Here is a 14,053-nt window from a genome sequence, read left to right on the forward strand (position 1 = left end):
TAGCTAACGGAGTTAGCCAGACCTGGAGGTTGTCATGACCGAGTTCCTTGCTGTTGACGGTGGCCGGATCGCCTACGAGGTGACCGGCGACGGGCCGCTCGTCGTTCTCGCCCACGGGATGGGTGACAGCCGGCACGCGTACCGTTTCGTGGTGCCTCGCCTGGTCGCCGCCGGCTACCGGGTGGCCGCCACCGACCTGCGCGGCACCGGCGACTCGGACACCGGGTTCGCCGGGTACTCGCGCACCGACATCGCCGGTGACCTGGTCGCGCTGGTCCGGCACCTGGGCGGCCCGGCCGTGCTGGTCGGCCACTCGATCTCCGGCGGGGCGGTCACCATCGCCGCGGCGACCGCGCCCGAGCTGGTCAGCGCGATCGTCGAGTTGGGCCCGTTCACCCGCAAGCAGTCGATCGCGCTCGGCGACCTGCGGGTCAAGCGTTTCCGGCAGGGCATGACGCGGCTGCTCGGCACCGCGCTGTTCGGCAGCGTCAAGCAGTGGCTGAGCTACCTCGACGTCGCCTACCCGGGTCCGAAGCCGGCCGACTGGACCGCCGAGCTCGCCCGGATCGAGAGCAAGCTGCGCGAGCCCGGCCGGATGAAAGTGCTGCAGAAGATGGGCCAGACCACCCCGGCCGACGCCGGCGAACACCTGGCCGGGGTGCGCTGTCCGGCTCTGATCGTGCAGGGCACGCTCGACCCGGACTGGGCCGACCCGCGCGCCGAGGGCGAGGCGGTCGTCGCCGCGATGCCCGCCGGGCTCGCTACCCTGGCCCTCGTCGACGGCGCCGGACACTATCCGCACGCCCAGTTCCCCGATCAGGTGGTGTCGCTCATGCTCCCGTTCCTCGCCACGGCCGTCCGTGCCTAGGGCCGGTCTGGACCGGGCCACCGTCATCGCCGCGGCCGCCGCGGTCGCCGACGAACGGGGCTTCAGCCAGCTGACCATGGGCCTGGTCGCCGAACGGCTCGGCGTGCGCACCCCGTCGCTGTACAAACACGTCGAGAGCCTCGCCGCACTCCAGCAGGGCCTGGCCGCCCTGGCGATGAACGAGCTCAGCGACGCGCTGCGCGACGCCACCCAGGGGTACGCCGGGCGGGACGCGCTGGCCGCCGCGGCCAGGGCGATGCGCTCCTACGTGGTCGGTCACCCGGGCCGGTACGCCGCGACCGTCGGCGTGACGTCCGATCCGGAGGTCGACGCGGCCGGAGCCCGGGGGATCGCCTCGCTCGCCGCGGTCCTGCGCGGCTACGCGATCGACCCGGCCGACCAGACCCACGCCCTGCGCACGCTGCGCAGCACCCTGCACGGCTTCGCGACGTTACAGGGCGCGAACGGCTTCCAGTGGAACGCTGACACCGATCAGAGCTTCGAGTGGCTGATCGACTTCCTGGACCGCGGCCTGCGACGCTCTTGACCGGCATGGATCACCGGGCGAGGTGACCGGTCGCCTGGAGCAGCGCGCGGGCGAACCGGTTGAGGTCGAGGCCGGCGAGCTGCGCCGGGGTGAACCAGCCCAGCTCGCTGATCTCCTCCTGGTCGGGAGTGGGCGTCCCGCCGGCGACATCGGCCTGGTAGACGGTGGTGACGTAGGCGACCTGGTCGCCGTTCGGGTAGGTCACCTCGAAGTCGGCGCCGCCGAGCACGTCCAGCAGCCGTAGCCCGCCGATCTCGACGCCGGTCTCCTCACGGATCTCCCGCACGGCTGCCCGGGCGGGGGTCTCCCCGACGTCGACCCCGCCGCCGGGCACCGCCCAGCCCTCCTGATGCCCGGCGTGGCGCACCAGCATCAGCCGTCCGCGCTCGTCGACGACGATGACCGCCACCGACGGCAGCAGGATCAGGGCGTGGCCGATCATCGCCCGCAACCGGGCCAGGTGCGGAGAAATACCCATTAGGGCACAGTAGCCGCATTCCGCCCCGACCCGAACGGCGGCCACGGACTTCCCCGCTGGTCGCCAGGGGTGTCTCGAGCGCTTCCAGACACCGCTGAGCGCCAGCTGTCGCGGGTCGGCTGGTTGTCAGGGGTGTCTCGGGTGCTTCGAGGCACCCCTGACAACCAGCCGGGGTCGGCGTCGGCTTGCCGCCGGAATTGCCGCGCCCGAGCCGAGGGCGCCCGAAAGCGCCCGCGGCCATGGATCAGGCGTATGTGTAGAGGCTGCTGTGCTGCAGGACCGACGCCGGGGTCACGGTCGGCCAGGGCTGCAGCGGCTCGTTGAGGTCGACCACTCCCGCGGTGCCGCTCGCCGGGACGTAGTGGGCGGCGTCGAAGCCCCACCGGGTCTGCCACTGGGACCACAAGCGGTCGATGTTGCAGTGGTGCAGCCAGAACGCCGGGTCGTTCGGGGAGTCCTGCTGGCCCATGTGGCCGCCGACCCAGACATGCACCGTGTTGTGCAGGTTCGGGGTCGTCCAGCCCTCCATCCGGTTGCGCATGCCGCCGGTGGCCGAGCTGTTCCACGGCGCCGCGTCGTACGCGGAAACGCCCAGCACCGAGGTGACCTGCGCGGCCGTCGGCAGGGTGTTCGTGCCCATCGCACGCCGCAGTGACGTGGCCGTGGTGCTGCCGACGTTGATGCGCCAGTTCGTCGCGCCGGCGAACGGGCCGGTGGTGACCGGGCCGTTGCCGCCGGAGCCGTTGCCGCCCAGCAGATCGGCGGTGAACGGCGCACCGCTGGTCGAGCGGTCCACCGTCCAGTCCCAGTAGGGGACGCTCACCGACGGGTCGTAGACCTGCAGGGCCCGCTCGAACTCGATCAGGTACTGCCGGTGCCAGGGCAGGAACGACGGGGCCTGGTGTGCGTACCGGATGCCGTTGACGCCGGCGAAGTAGGTCATGTGGGTGGTGACGAACCAGTCGTAGTTGCGACCGGTGGTCTGCGCCTTCAGCCTCTTCACGGCGGCGACGAATGCCGCTTTCTCGGGGCCGGTGAGGTTGCGCGCGCTCTTACGTACGCCCATGGTTGTGCCTTTCGGATCTTCGAGAAGGACGGTCAGTGACCGTGGTCGTGCTCGACGCCGGCCAGGGCGGTGAGCTCGGTGTCGCCCAGCGCGTCGACCGCGCGGCGGGCCAGCTTGAGCAGCCCGCCGGCGTGCTTGCCGTCGTCGACCAGGACCGGCTCGTAGTGGTTGAGCGCGCTGATGAAAGCGATCGTCCCGGCCGGGACGGCGGCCGAGGGCGGCAGTTCGATCGGCATGAGGGCCAGCTTGCGACCGTCGATGAGCACCTGGTGCGGTTCGCGGGTGCGGCTGCCGGCCACGGTGACCCGGGTGTTGTTCGCCGGGCCGTGGGCGCCGGTGATCCGCTTGCCGCGGTACTCGACGTCGAAGTCACGCGGGTCCGTGGTCGCGGGCTGAGCGGCGGAACTGGGGGTGGACAGGGCCTGCGCGCCGACCGCGCCACTGACGACGACAGTGGCGGCGGCGCCGTAGCGCAGGAGGTCGCGACGAGTCACGGTGGACATCTGTAATGCCTTTTCTGGTGGGGGTGGCGCCGCATAGGCGTGCAAAAACGGAGGGGTTCGAAAAAGGGCACGCGGAAGGCCGGCGCGCCGTATGACAATGGCGCGCCGGACCTCCAGCAGAATGGTGTTCTAAAAGAGCGTCAGCGCACGTACAGCGTGTAGCTCGGCACGAAGCCGGTCTGGCACCGGAACGACACCCAGACCTTGCGCGCCACCCCTGCCGCGCCGACGGCGAGGCACTCGCCCTGCGCGTCCGCGACCGTGTTGAAGGCGGCGGTGTACACCTGCTTCTCCGCGGCGTAGGCGGTGGTCCGCCGCTGGTAGGTCACGCTCAGGTCGTCGCCGGCGAAGCCGGGACGGACCGCGAAGGAGCGCCACACGCCGGCGGCGACACCGGCCTCGCCGATGACGCCGGCCCGGCCGAAGCCGTACGTGCCGAGCGGGGCGGTCACGGTGGCGCGGGATGCGGCCGGTGCCGCCGAGGCGGGGGCGAGCGCGGCCGCCGTCGCACCGAGAACGACAACAGTCTTGACGATGTTTCGCATGTGAAGGATTCCTTAGTGAAATGGCCGCGGGGATCTGCCCGCGACATTGGAGAGGCCCGGCGAAAGAGATCACCTCCGCCCGACGGCACGGACCATATCACCGTTCCGTACTGGAGAGATGTGCAGGCTGTCACAGTTTCCGGGTCATTATTCGTACGCAATTAACGATTGTTAAGTCTGATCGTCTTCACCTGTTTTTTACATCGTTTAAAAAGCGCGTAAAGCGCCTGCGCGTCAAGCAATCGAATTGCATCAATTGGCGGCGCGCCCGGAATGCCGGATTGCCGGCGTTCCGGGCGTGGGCGCGCGCGGCGCAAATGTGAGCAACGTCGGTGCGGGCCGGCTCGGCGGGGGAGCCCGGCGCATGCCCGGCGGGCCGGGCGACGTGGCCGAAGACCGCGGTGCCGCAGGGGCTCCGCGGCGCACGAAAAGCGAGTAGTCAAAACCTGAGTGATTGCTCACAATAGTACCGTGAACTGGGAAAACACGGCCGAGAGCCGACTGACGACGGTGGACGAGATCGAGGCGGTGATCGGTCGCCCGATGTCGATGATCATGCTCAAGCAGCTCAGCGCACTCGACGACGGCTGCCGGACGATCCTCGCCCGCTGCCCGATCGCGGCCTTCGGCTATCGCGACGCCGACGGCACCGGCCGGACCACGTTCATCGGCGGAGCGCCCGGTTTCGTGCGCGTCCATTCGCCCACCCGGATCTCGTTCCGCCTGCCGGAGCCCGGCTCGCCGCGCGGCCCGGTCTCGATGTTCTTTCTCCTGCCGGGCGTCGGTGAGATCCTGCGCGTCAACGGCACGGCAGCCGCCCGCAAGGGCGCGGAGACGACCGTCGAGATCGCGGAAGCCTACGTCCACTGCGCCCAGGCGGTCCTCCGCTCCCGCCTGTGGCAGCCGCCCGCCGCGCCCGAGTCCGCAGCTCCCGCACCGCTCACGCCGCCCGCACCGCCCGCGTCAGCCCTCGAGATCCCCAGTGACGGGCCCCTGACCCGCCCCGGCGTTGCCGAGTTCATCGCCGTCGCACCGTTCCTCGCCCTCTCCACCTGGGACTCCACCGGTGGCAGCGACACCAGCCCGCGCGGCGACCGGGAGGCGGTGGCACGCATCCTGGACGACCGCACACTCGTCATCCCGGACCGCCGGGGCAACAAACGCGCCGACACGCTCCGCAATCTGGTGCAGGACGACCGCCTCTCGTTCGCCGCCCTCGTCCCGGGCCGCAGCGGCGTCCTGCACGTCCGCGGCCGCGGCGCGATCACCGACGACCCCGCCCTGCTGGCCACCATGGCGCTGCGCGGGATCCCCCCGCACGCGGCGCTGCTCATCGATGTCGAGCACGCCGAGGTGACCGGCAACGATCCCGTGGCCCGCTCCCGGATGTGGACACCGGGCACGCACCTCGACCGCGGCACCGCGCCCGACCTGATGGCGCTGGCCAGTGCCCACCTGGCCGCCAACGCGGCGAAGACCCGCGGTGGCCCGCCCGCGTTCCTGCTGAAAGCGATCGGGGCGATCCCGGGGATGACCCGGCTGATGCGCGTGGTGATGAACCGCGCCTACCGCTCCGGGCTGAGGAAGGAGGGCTACGACGAGGTCACCACCGGCACCGTTCCGGCAGCTGCCGACCGGACCGAGCAGCGAGCGCGGGACGTGCGCATCGTCGAGGTCCGCCCCGAAACGCCGAGCGCGGTCACCTTCGTGCTGGCGGACGCCGGCGACCGCCCGTTCGACTTCCGGCCCGGCCAGTTCTTCACGCTGATCACCGACATCGACGGCCGGCCGGTGCGCCGGGCGTATTCGGCCTCGTCAGCGCCCGGGTCGGCACGCCTGGAGGTCACCGTCAAACAGGTCGACGGCGGCCGATTCTCCACCCACGCGCACCGCACCCTGCGCCCCGGCGACCGTCTGACGCTGCTCGGCCCGTCGGGAACGTTCCACGCCGAGGACCAGCCGCCGCCGCAGACCGTGCTCATCGCGGCGGGCAGCGGCGTGACCCCGATGATGAGCATGATCCGCGCACAGGGCGAGGGCCGGATCGCCCTGCTCTACAGCAGCCGCAGTCCGGAAGAGACCATCTTCGCCACCGACCTGACCCGGCTGGCCGAGGCCCGCCCCGACCGGCTTTCGGTCACCCACGTCACGACGAGCCGGGACGGACGCCTCGACGCGGACCGCGTCCGCCGCTGGATCACCGGCCTGGCCCCCGCCGCCGACACCCACTACTACGTCTGCGGCCCCGAACCACTGACCGAAACCGTGCAGCGGGTCCTGACCGAACTCGGCGTACCGGACCCGCTGGTCCACCACGAGCGCTACACCAGCGGCCCGGACTCCGACACCACCACAACCGTTCCGCAGCAGATGCACGTCCACCAGGACGGCCACCCCCTCGGCGCGACGATCGTCGAACCCGGCCAGACCCTGCTCGACGCAGGCCTAGCCGCCGGCCTGCCCATGCCGTATTCCTGCACGGTCGGCAACTGCGGCGACTGCATGGCCCAGCTGCGCACCGGCGAGATCACCCAACCCGAACCGAACTGCCTGACCCCAGCCCAGAAAGCCGCCGGTTACATCCTGACCTGCACAGCCTGCCCACTGTCACCGGTCACTCTCGACATCCCCGAACCCTAAAACCCCATTTTGTACGACCTGGGCACAGTCCCGTGGCTACGACGCGAGGCCGCGCTCCGTCCCGACCGCTGCGCGACCGCCGGGGTGTAGCGATTCGTCACGGTCGGGAGGTGCCGAGATGCGGACCGCCGACGACCCCTGCTGGCTGGGTGGGGCACTCTCCTGGCGCGTGGCCCGTCACTTCAGGCGCTGCGGCGTGAGCCCCTTCGCGCGCACGGCATTGATGATCTGCTGCAGTCCCGAAGCGGTGTACCTGCCGTGTCCGTGCATCAGCAGGACACCACCGGCACGCAGCGGTGCGGTGCGGTATTCGGCTCACCGGTGGCGGCGGTACCCGCGTCTATCTGCTTGGTCAGGTTCGTCTTACCCATCCTGTTCAGGGAGGTGTGGTTACCGATCACATGTCCGGCCGCCTTGATGCTGCTGAACAACTTCGGGTGCTGGCGAGCCCAGTCACCGCGAAAGAAGAAGTGCCCCTTGACGTTGTTGCGCTTGAGGGTGGCCAGGATGGACTTGACCTGCTTGGCGCTGCCGCCGTCGTCGAAGGTCAGCCACACGTCACGCGTGGTGTTCTGGCACCGTTCGATCTGCCGGATGGTCGCCGGCGACATCGGCTGCTCAGAGATCTTGCCGGCCGCCACGACCGGGCGGCCGGCCCCGCCGGAGACCGTGCGGGTGGATCCGTACACGGTCACGATGGCGGGCACCGTCGCACCCGGGCTGTCGTACTGAACGGGCGCTGACACCGACGCGGGGGACCGTCGGCCGCTGACGCCGATGCCCCGCCACCGACCAGTAGCAGACACCCGCTGAGGGCCGAGGTCATGAATTTCCCACCGTGCATGCTGTTCCTTAGCTCCGGGAGGAACGCACTTTATGCATCGCCGGGCACGACCGGCAATCCGGTGCCCCGGTAACGGCGTTCAGGCCGTCCGCGTCCGGACGTCACCCCTGATCGAGGTGGGAGACGAGGGCGGCCAGGTCGCGGCGACGGGAGTCGGCGAGCCAGACCGCCCAGGTACGCCGGACGAGCGGTGCGCCGGTCAGGGCGGTCCACGCGACGCTGGGCGGCAAGGGCTGGGTCCATTTCTCCGGTGCGAAAGTGAACGCCTGGCCGGCGCTGACTGCGGCGAACTTCACCTCGGCGATCAGCGACTGCCCCGGCGCGGCGGGGGAGCCGGGGTTCAGCCCGTGGCTGCGGAGGACGGCGGCGATCTCGTCGAACCACACCGGGCTGTCGGCTCGCGGGAAGCCCACCCAGCTGAGGCCGGCGAGGGACTCCAGCCGTACGCTGTCGGGGTCGGGGCGTTCTGCGGTCGCGGCCAGCAGCACGCCCAGTTTCTCCTCGACCACCACCATGGCATCGAGGTCGCGATCAGCCGGCCGGGAGCGCAGCAGCCCCAGATCCAGGTCGCCGGCGCGCAGGGCGTCGAGCTGGGTTGCCGAGGACAGATGCCGTACGGCCACCCGGGTCCGGGGATGCGTCGAAGCCAGAGCCGCCACCGCGTCCGGGAGAAGGAGCGGCGGGAACTCGAGTGGCACACCGATCCGTAACTCGGTGTCCCCCGTGGTGGCGAACTGCCCGACAGCGGTCAGCGCCTGTTCGTAGCGGGCCAGGACGGCCCGGGCCTCGGCAGCCAGCACCGTCCCGGCGTCGGTGAGCCCGACCCCGGTGCTGCGGCGCACGAGCAGGTCCAAGCCGGTCTGCTGCTCCAGCGCGGCAATCGTCTGCGACACCGCCGGCTGGCTCACCCGTAACCGGCGGGCGGCCGCGGACACGCTGCCCTCCTCGGCGACGGCCAGGAAGACCCGGAACTCCCGTAACTCCATCTCCCCATCGCACCACGCCGGATGGGTGATGACCGCCCATAAGCGAGGCTTATCGCGGCCGGGATGCAGCCGGTGCCGTGCCCGCTTGCACCACCCGGAACCCCGAGCGGGGTTCAGGACAGAAAAGGTGAGCGGCGATGGCTATGGAACTTCTCGGCAAGGTGGCGCTGGTGACCGGCGGCAACAGCGGTATCGGACGGGCCGCCGCGACGGCGCTGGCCGCTCGCGGCGCGACGGTGGTGCTCTCCGGCCGCGACGCCGAACGCGGTGCGCAAGCGGTGAAGCAGATCGAGCAGGCCGGGGGGACGGCGTTCTTCGTCGCCACCGATCTGCGCGACGAGGCGTCCGCGCGTTCGCTGGCGGGCCGGGCGGTGGGGCTGGCCGGTGCGGTCGACATCCTGGTCAACAGCGCCGGCATCTTCCCGTTCGGCCCGACCGACAAGATGACTGAGGAGCAGTTCGACGACGTGTACGCGCTCAACGTCAAGGCGCCGTACTTCCTGGTGGCCGAGCTGGCCCCGGCGATGGCCGGGCGCGGGCACGGCGCGATCGTCAACGTGACCACGATGGTGGCCGAGTTCGGTGCGGCCGGCATGGGTCTCTACGGCTCCAGCAAGGCCGCAATGGTGCTGCTCACCAAGTCCTGGGCGGCCGAGTTCGGCCCCAGCGGCGTGCGGGTGAACGCGGTCAGCCCCGGCCCCACCCGTACTGAGGGAACCGCCGGCATGGGGGAGTCTCTCGACCAGCTCGCCGCCGCCGGTCCTGCCGGGCGTCCGGGCACTGCAGAGGAGATCGCGGACGCGATCGTGTTCTTGGCGACCGGTGCCGCGTCGTTCGTGCACGGCGCGATTCTCCCGGTCGACGGCGGCCGGATCGCGGTCTGACCGCCGGCTGTCCCTGATCGGCGCGGACGAGGATCGGCCCGTGGGCACACCGGCTCGCCGGTGTGCCCACGGGAAACCCGATACCCACTGTCATGTGAGGTGGCGCCGGGTCAGCTCGCCGGGGTCTCGGCGGTGGGGATGAGGGTGGCGCGGGCGAGGATGTGGCCGGCCATGGTGAAGCCGAGGACTGCCGGGGTGGCGTCCGGGGCGACGCCGATGTCGGCCACGTCCAGGGCGTGGACCGTGATGAAGTAGCGGTGCGGGCCGTGACCGGCCGGTGGGGCGGCGCCGATGAAGCGGGCCGCGCGGGCGTCGTTGGGGAGCTGGAACGCGGCCGCGGGGAGGCCGGAGCCGGTGTCGTCGCCGGCGGCCTCGGGGAGCGTGGTGACGTCGGCCGGGATGTTGGCGACGGCCCAGTGCCAGAAGCCGGAACCGGTGGGGGCGTCCGGGTCGTAGACGGTCACGGCGAAGCTCTTGGTCGCGGCCGGGGCGCCGCTCCAGGTGAGCTGAGGAGAGACGTCCTGGCCGCCCGGGACGCCGAACATCCCGGAGAGCTGCGGGGCGGCCAGCGGCTTGCCGTCCTCGACGGTGGTGCTGGTCAGGGCGAAGTCCGGGACCTCGGGGAGGCGGGCGAACGGGTTGTTGACGGTCATGGATCCATCCTTCGGAACGAGAGGGTTGCGATCGACTGTACAAGCAATAATCGATTATCCGAGTTAGTGTGATCGTCGTGACAAGCGAATCGACTCGGTCGGAACGGGTGTATGAGGCCCTGCGCGGCGCGGTGCTGCACGGGGAGTTCGCGCCGCAACAGCCGCTGAAGCCGCAGGAGCTGGCGACCCGGCACGGGGTGAGCCTCGCCGTGGCCCGGGAGGCGCTGCTGCGGCTGGTCGGCGAGGGTCTGGCGCTGCGGCTGCCGAACCGCGGCTTCGTCGTGCCGTCGACCGGCGCCGAGCGGTGGCAGCGGATCGCCGAGGCCCGCACGGTGATCGAGCCGGCGATGCTGCGGATGGCGATCGAGCGCGGCGACCTGGAATGGGAGACCCGGGTGCGGGCCGCGCACCACCGCCTCGCCGGAACACCGGCCTACGAGCGGGAGGGCGACCCGCATTACAGCGACGCGTGGGCCGAGGCGCACCGCCGCTTTCACCGGGCGCTGCTCGATGGATGCGGCAACGACGTCCTACTGGCCACCTTCGACCGGCTGTGGACCGACAGCGAACTGGCCCGCCGCTGGTCCACCGTGCACACCCCGGACCGCGACGGCGCCGCCGAGCACCGCGCGATCGAGGAAGCCGCCCTGGCCCGCGACGCTGACGGTGCCGCCGAGCTGCTGTGCCGTCATGTGAGCCGCACGGTGGCGGCGCTTCCTCGTACGAAAAAAGGGTCTTGAAAAGGGCGTCAGCCGTAAGTGGGGTGCTGGGGCCAGCCGGGCGGGGAGTCCTCCCAGTCCTCCTGGCGGCCGAAGACGCTCAGGTCGGCGAGGTTGTTGGTGAACAGCAGGCGGTCGACGCCGCGCGCGGTCGTGCTGTAAGTCCGGTAGACCTCGTCGCCGTCGCGCAGGAACATGCTGAGCATGAAGCCACCGCCGGCGCCGCAGTCGTCGGCGAACGTGGTGCCGTGCGACGAGACGAACGGCATGGTCCAGCCGCGAACCGCGCGGTACGGCTCGATCTGGGCCAGCGGCATGTTCGACACCGTCGCCCAGCTGATGCCGCGCTGGCCCAGCATGACCAGGGCGTGCGACGGCACGTTGTTGGTGAACGCCGTGCAGCCCGGGCAGAAGTGGCCGGGCCCGTTGTCCATGAACTGGTAGACGGCCAGTTGCTCGCGGCCCTCGAACAGATCGAGCAGCGTGCGCGGCCCGGATGGCGCCGCGAACGTGTAGTCCCCGGCGAACCTGACCATCGGCAGGCGCCGGCGTCGCGCGGCGAGCGCATCGAGTGAACGGGTTGCCTCCTTCTCGGCCGTGAGCAGTTCCGAGCGCGCCAGCTCCCACTGCTCGGCCGTGACCACATCGGGTTTCGCCATACCTGTGATGGTGCCCCGACCCACCGACAAGAAACCGCGTCGTGCATCGCCATAGGGTTCAGCAGATTTGTTGGTGTGAATCTTGCGGAGTGGGCGGAGGCGCAGGGCGTGCATCTGCATGCCGCGTATCGCTGGCTTCGTGAATGCGCTCTGCCGGTTCCGGTGCCGGCGATGCGGGTCGGGCCACGGATGATTCTGGTGAACGTGGAAGCGGCGGCGGTTCCTGCCGCGGTTGGGTGGTGCTGGCCGGTTTGCCGGTGGTGCGGGTCGAGGCTTAGGTCGGGTCGGGCATGGACGGGGCGTGGCCCCAGGTTCGCCGCCTGCTCGCCGATCCCGGCGCGACGGCCGTGGTGGCGGAGCATCGTGATCGGCTCGGCCGGGGTGAACGTCGGACTGGTCGAAGCGGTCCTGCAGGCGTAGGGTCGGCGGCTGGTCGTGGTCGACGCCGGTGACGTCGACGAGGGCCTGGTCCGGGACATGGCGGAGGTCCTGACCTCGGTTCTACGCCCGGTGGTGCGGGCGGCGATCGATGCGGAACCGGGCGAGGAAAGCCTTGGAGGCGGCGGCTGGCGATGATGGAGAAGAAACCGTTGCGTGTCATTGCCGGGCCGTTCGTTGTGCCCGGACCGGCGGGGGTGGCGATCCGGGACCGGCTCAGGGTGAGCGTCGAGGACGCGCACGTGTTGTTTCTGGTCGGCGTGCATCTGGGGTCGCTGGCATCTGGTGATCTGGCGGCTCGTAGCCGCGACGGTCTGCGTCATGACAAGGATTCGTGGGCGGCTCGGAAACGGGATCTGACGCCGGCATCGTCGTCGCGGTGGGCGGGATCGATCACCAAGGCCAGCCATGATCAGTGGGCTCTTGCCCGCCGTGGCCTGGCCGCGCACATGCGAGGGCTTGAGGCCGGGATTGCCACCGTGAGGCGGCGGCTTGCGCTGCCGCTCGGGCAGAAAGGTAGCGTAGGCGAGCCCGGTGGCTACCGGTCGGCGCGGGAGTGGCACACGAAGTCACGGCGCCTCGTGACGCTGCAACAGCGGCACGAGACGGCGATCGCTGACTGGCATGCCGGGCGTGTCCGTACCGTCCGCGGCGGGAGACGCCTCGCGAACACCCGTCACCACCTCGACCAGGCCGGGCTGAGTGAACAGCAGTGGCGGGAGCAGTGGACCGCGGCGCGGCTGTTCCTGTCCGCTGACGGTGAGACCGGTAAACGGTTCGGCAATGAGACGATCCGGGTCACTCCGGTTGGGCAGGTTTCGCTAAAACTCCCGGCCCCGTTGGCGCATCTCGCGAACGCGGCTCATGGCCGGTACGTGCTGTCGTGCAGTGTCGTGTTTGCGCACCGCGGTGGGCAGTGGCGCGACCGGATCGAGGCGAACACGGCGATCGCGTACACGATCCGTCACGACGCCAACCGGAATCGTTGGTACCTTACCGCCGCCTGGCAGTGCTCGCCCGCACCTGTCGTGCCGTTGCAGGCCGCGCTGACCGGCGGTTGCGTCGGGGTGGACACCAATAACGATCACCTTGCGGCGTGGCGGCTCGACCCGCACGGCAACCCGGTCGGTGAACCCCGGCGTTTTCGCTATGACCTTGCCGGAACCGCCGGGCACCGCGACGCTCAGATCCGGCACGCGCTCACCCGGCTGCTGCACTGGACCCGTCAAGCCGGCGTGACCGCCATCGCCGTTGAGGACCTCGACTTCACCGACGGCAAGACCCGCGAGAAATACGGCCGCAGGAAGCGGTTCCGGAACGTGATCTCCCGGTTCCCGACCGCACGGTTACGGGCCCGGATCGTATCGATGGCCGCCGAAATCGGGATTACCGTCGTGGCCGTGGACCCGGCCTACACTTCCCGGTGGGGTGCCGAACACTGGCGTAAACCGATGACCGCCCGCCACCGCGCCACCACCCGTCACGCTGCCGCGAGCATCGTGATCGCACGACGCGCCCAAGGTCATCCCGCCCGGCGGCGGACGTCACCGCCCCCACACCACCGGAGCGATGGTGTGGGGCATCGGAGCGTCCAGGCCGGACAGGACAACCTCGGACGCGAGGAACCCCGCCGCCCTGGCACCGGACCACGTCTTCAAGCCGTGTCCCCGACCACCGGCCGAAAGCGGGCAACCAGCGTCTCCAACACCGTTCGGGAGACGCGCGCTACGCGGGACCAACTCCCGCACAGTGTCAAGGAACGGTGAACTGATGGGTGATGAAAAAACCATCGCCGAGCTGGTGCGGATCTTCTTCGCCGCGTTCACCTCGGCCGCCGACTGCGACGCACGGCTCGACGACCTGCGGGGCGTCTTCCTGCCCGCCGCGCTGATCATCCGCACCTGCGGGGGAGAACCCACGGTGTACGACGTGGACGGCTTCATCGCCCCGCGCCGCGAGCTGCTCACCAGCGGCGAGCTCACCGACTTCGCGGAGTGGGAGGTGGCCGGGCGCACCGAGATCTACGGCGACATCGCCCAGCACTTCTGCACGTACGCGAAGTCGTGGCGCCGCGACGGCGAGCTGCACACCGGGCGGGGTGCGAAGACGCTGCAGTTCGTCCGGACCCTCGCCGGCTGGCGGATCAGCGCGGTCGCCTGGGACGACGAGCGGGTCGCCGAGGCGGAGGTTGCCGCATAGTCAGATCATCTCTATATTGCGTGT

Annotated in this window: 16 protein-coding genes; 8 read left to right on the forward strand and 8 right to left on the reverse strand. The window is 70.4% G+C overall.

All coding sequences use genetic code 11. From position 1 onward, the window contains the following. Nucleotides 1–34: 34 nt before the first annotated feature. A complete protein-coding gene (locus tag Apa02nite_RS40935; RefSeq protein ID WP_203829865.1) occupies nt 35–868 on the forward strand; it encodes an alpha/beta fold hydrolase in 834 nt (277 codons plus the stop codon). Continuing rightward, nucleotides 861–1,415, forward strand: a complete 555-nt coding sequence (locus tag Apa02nite_RS40940; protein ID WP_203829866.1) for a TetR/AcrR family transcriptional regulator — start codon at nt 861–863, stop codon at nt 1,413–1,415. The genes Apa02nite_RS40935 and Apa02nite_RS40940 overlap by 8 nt, the downstream gene beginning before the upstream one ends. Before the next feature lie 10 nt (nt 1,416–1,425). Here the strand turns inward: Apa02nite_RS40940 and Apa02nite_RS40945 are convergent, their stop codons facing one another. From Apa02nite_RS40945 to Apa02nite_RS40960, 4 genes are all read right to left on the reverse strand, one after another. Continuing rightward, entirely contained in the window at nt 1,426–1,893 is a 468-nt protein-coding gene (locus Apa02nite_RS40945) for an NUDIX domain-containing protein (RefSeq protein WP_203829867.1), read from the reverse strand. A gap of 244 nt (nt 1,894–2,137) precedes the next feature. Beyond that, on the reverse strand, nt 2,138–2,959 hold the full coding sequence (locus Apa02nite_RS40950; protein ID WP_203829868.1) for a tyrosinase family protein: 822 nt from the start codon (nt 2,957–2,959) through the stop codon (nt 2,138–2,140). Nucleotides 2,960–2,991: 32 nt separating this feature from the next. Beyond that, nucleotides 2,992–3,462, reverse strand: a complete 471-nt coding sequence (locus tag Apa02nite_RS40955; protein WP_203829869.1) for a tyrosinase family oxidase copper chaperone — start codon at nt 3,460–3,462, stop codon at nt 2,992–2,994. A gap of 140 nt (nt 3,463–3,602) precedes the next feature. Continuing rightward, complete coding sequence (locus tag Apa02nite_RS40960; protein WP_203829870.1) at nt 3,603–4,007, reverse strand: hypothetical protein; 405 nt, start codon at nt 4,005–4,007, stop codon at nt 3,603–3,605. Between the two features lie 471 nt (nt 4,008–4,478). On the opposite strand from Apa02nite_RS40960, the gene Apa02nite_RS40965 reads away from it, so the two are divergent. Beyond that, nucleotides 4,479–6,647, forward strand: a complete 2,169-nt coding sequence (locus Apa02nite_RS40965) for a 2Fe-2S iron-sulfur cluster-binding protein (RefSeq protein WP_239164903.1) — start codon at nt 4,479–4,481, stop codon at nt 6,645–6,647. A 269-nt stretch (nt 6,648–6,916) separates the two neighbouring features. Here the strand turns inward: Apa02nite_RS40965 and Apa02nite_RS40970 are convergent, their stop codons facing one another. Together Apa02nite_RS40970 and Apa02nite_RS40975 are read right to left on the reverse strand one after the other, a co-directional pair. After that, nucleotides 6,917–7,354, reverse strand: coding sequence for a polysaccharide deacetylase family protein (locus Apa02nite_RS40970; RefSeq protein WP_203829871.1), 438 nt, complete (start codon nt 7,352–7,354; stop codon nt 6,917–6,919). Nucleotides 7,355–7,592: 238 nt separating this feature from the next. After that, complete coding sequence (locus Apa02nite_RS40975; protein WP_203829872.1) at nt 7,593–8,477, reverse strand: LysR family transcriptional regulator; 885 nt, start codon at nt 8,475–8,477, stop codon at nt 7,593–7,595. A gap of 137 nt (nt 8,478–8,614) precedes the next feature. Here Apa02nite_RS40975 and Apa02nite_RS40980 point away from each other — a divergent pair, with 137 nt between their 5' ends. Next, the gene (locus Apa02nite_RS40980) at nt 8,615–9,361 is read left to right on the forward strand and encodes an SDR family NAD(P)-dependent oxidoreductase (protein ID WP_203829873.1); all 747 of its coding nucleotides are present in this window, start codon (nt 8,615–8,617) and stop codon (nt 9,359–9,361) included. Nucleotides 9,362–9,471: 110 nt separating this feature from the next. Here the strand turns inward: Apa02nite_RS40980 and Apa02nite_RS40985 are convergent, their stop codons facing one another. Then, complete coding sequence (locus Apa02nite_RS40985) at nt 9,472–10,014, reverse strand: YbhB/YbcL family Raf kinase inhibitor-like protein (RefSeq protein ID WP_203829874.1); 543 nt, start codon at nt 10,012–10,014, stop codon at nt 9,472–9,474. Nucleotides 10,015–10,091: 77 nt separating this feature from the next. Between Apa02nite_RS40985 and Apa02nite_RS40990 the strand changes: the two genes are divergently transcribed. Beyond that, nucleotides 10,092–10,754: a GntR family transcriptional regulator gene (locus Apa02nite_RS40990; protein ID WP_203829875.1), complete on the forward strand. Its 663-nt coding sequence runs from the start codon at nt 10,092–10,094 to the stop codon at nt 10,752–10,754. Between the two features lie 8 nt (nt 10,755–10,762). On the opposite strand, the gene Apa02nite_RS40995 is transcribed toward Apa02nite_RS40990, so the two are convergent. Then, nucleotides 10,763–11,392: a DUF899 family protein gene (locus Apa02nite_RS40995; protein WP_203829876.1), complete on the reverse strand. Its 630-nt coding sequence runs from the start codon at nt 11,390–11,392 to the stop codon at nt 10,763–10,765. Between the two features lie 435 nt (nt 11,393–11,827). On the opposite strand from Apa02nite_RS40995, the gene Apa02nite_RS52475 reads away from it, so the two are divergent. The 3 genes from Apa02nite_RS52475 to Apa02nite_RS41010 are packed head-to-tail and all read left to right on the forward strand — an operon-like array spanning nt 11,828 to nt 14,029. After that, entirely contained in the window at nt 11,828–11,968 is a 141-nt protein-coding gene (locus Apa02nite_RS52475) for a hypothetical protein (RefSeq protein ID WP_373873090.1), read from the forward strand. Further along, nucleotides 11,965–13,596, forward strand: coding sequence for an IS200/IS605 family accessory protein TnpB-related protein (locus Apa02nite_RS41005; protein ID WP_239164904.1), 1,632 nt, complete (start codon nt 11,965–11,967; stop codon nt 13,594–13,596). The genes Apa02nite_RS52475 and Apa02nite_RS41005 overlap by 4 nt, the downstream gene beginning before the upstream one ends. 4 nt (nt 13,597–13,600) lie before the next feature. Further along, nucleotides 13,601–14,029, forward strand: a complete 429-nt coding sequence (locus tag Apa02nite_RS41010; RefSeq protein ID WP_203829878.1) for a DUF4440 domain-containing protein — start codon at nt 13,601–13,603, stop codon at nt 14,027–14,029. The last annotated feature ends 24 nt before the right edge of the window (nt 14,030–14,053 follow it).

It is taken from the genome of Actinoplanes palleronii, from assembly GCF_016862315.1.
Lineage (GTDB): Bacteria > Actinomycetota > Actinomycetes > Mycobacteriales > Micromonosporaceae > Actinoplanes > Actinoplanes palleronii.

Bases quoted from the DNA above. Each gene is read 5' to 3' on its own strand.
- Apa02nite_RS40935 (WP_203829865.1), top strand. From the start codon at position 35: ATGACCGAGTTCCTTGCTGTTGACGGTGGCCGGATCGCCTACGAGGTG.
- Apa02nite_RS40945 (WP_203829867.1), bottom strand. From the start codon at position 1,893: ATGGGTATTTCTCCGCACCTGGCCCGGTTGCGGGCGATGATCGGCCAC.
- Apa02nite_RS40950 (WP_203829868.1), bottom strand. From the start codon at position 2,959: ATGGGCGTACGTAAGAGCGCGCGCAACCTCACCGGCCCCGAGAAAGCG.
- Apa02nite_RS40955 (WP_203829869.1), bottom strand. From the start codon at position 3,462: ATGTCCACCGTGACTCGTCGCGACCTCCTGCGCTACGGCGCCGCCGCC.
- Apa02nite_RS40960 (WP_203829870.1), bottom strand. From the start codon at position 4,007: ATGCGAAACATCGTCAAGACTGTTGTCGTTCTCGGTGCGACGGCGGCC.
- Apa02nite_RS40975 (WP_203829872.1), bottom strand. From the start codon at position 8,477: ATGGAGTTACGGGAGTTCCGGGTCTTCCTGGCCGTCGCCGAGGAGGGC.
- Apa02nite_RS40980 (WP_203829873.1), top strand. From the start codon at position 8,615: ATGGCTATGGAACTTCTCGGCAAGGTGGCGCTGGTGACCGGCGGCAAC.
- Apa02nite_RS40985 (WP_203829874.1), bottom strand. From the start codon at position 10,014: ATGACCGTCAACAACCCGTTCGCCCGCCTCCCCGAGGTCCCGGACTTC.
- Apa02nite_RS40995 (WP_203829876.1), bottom strand. From the start codon at position 11,392: ATGGCGAAACCCGATGTGGTCACGGCCGAGCAGTGGGAGCTGGCGCGC.
- Apa02nite_RS41005 (WP_239164904.1), top strand. From the start codon at position 11,965: ATGATGGAGAAGAAACCGTTGCGTGTCATTGCCGGGCCGTTCGTTGTG.
- Apa02nite_RS41010 (WP_203829878.1), top strand. From the start codon at position 13,601: ATGGGTGATGAAAAAACCATCGCCGAGCTGGTGCGGATCTTCTTCGCC.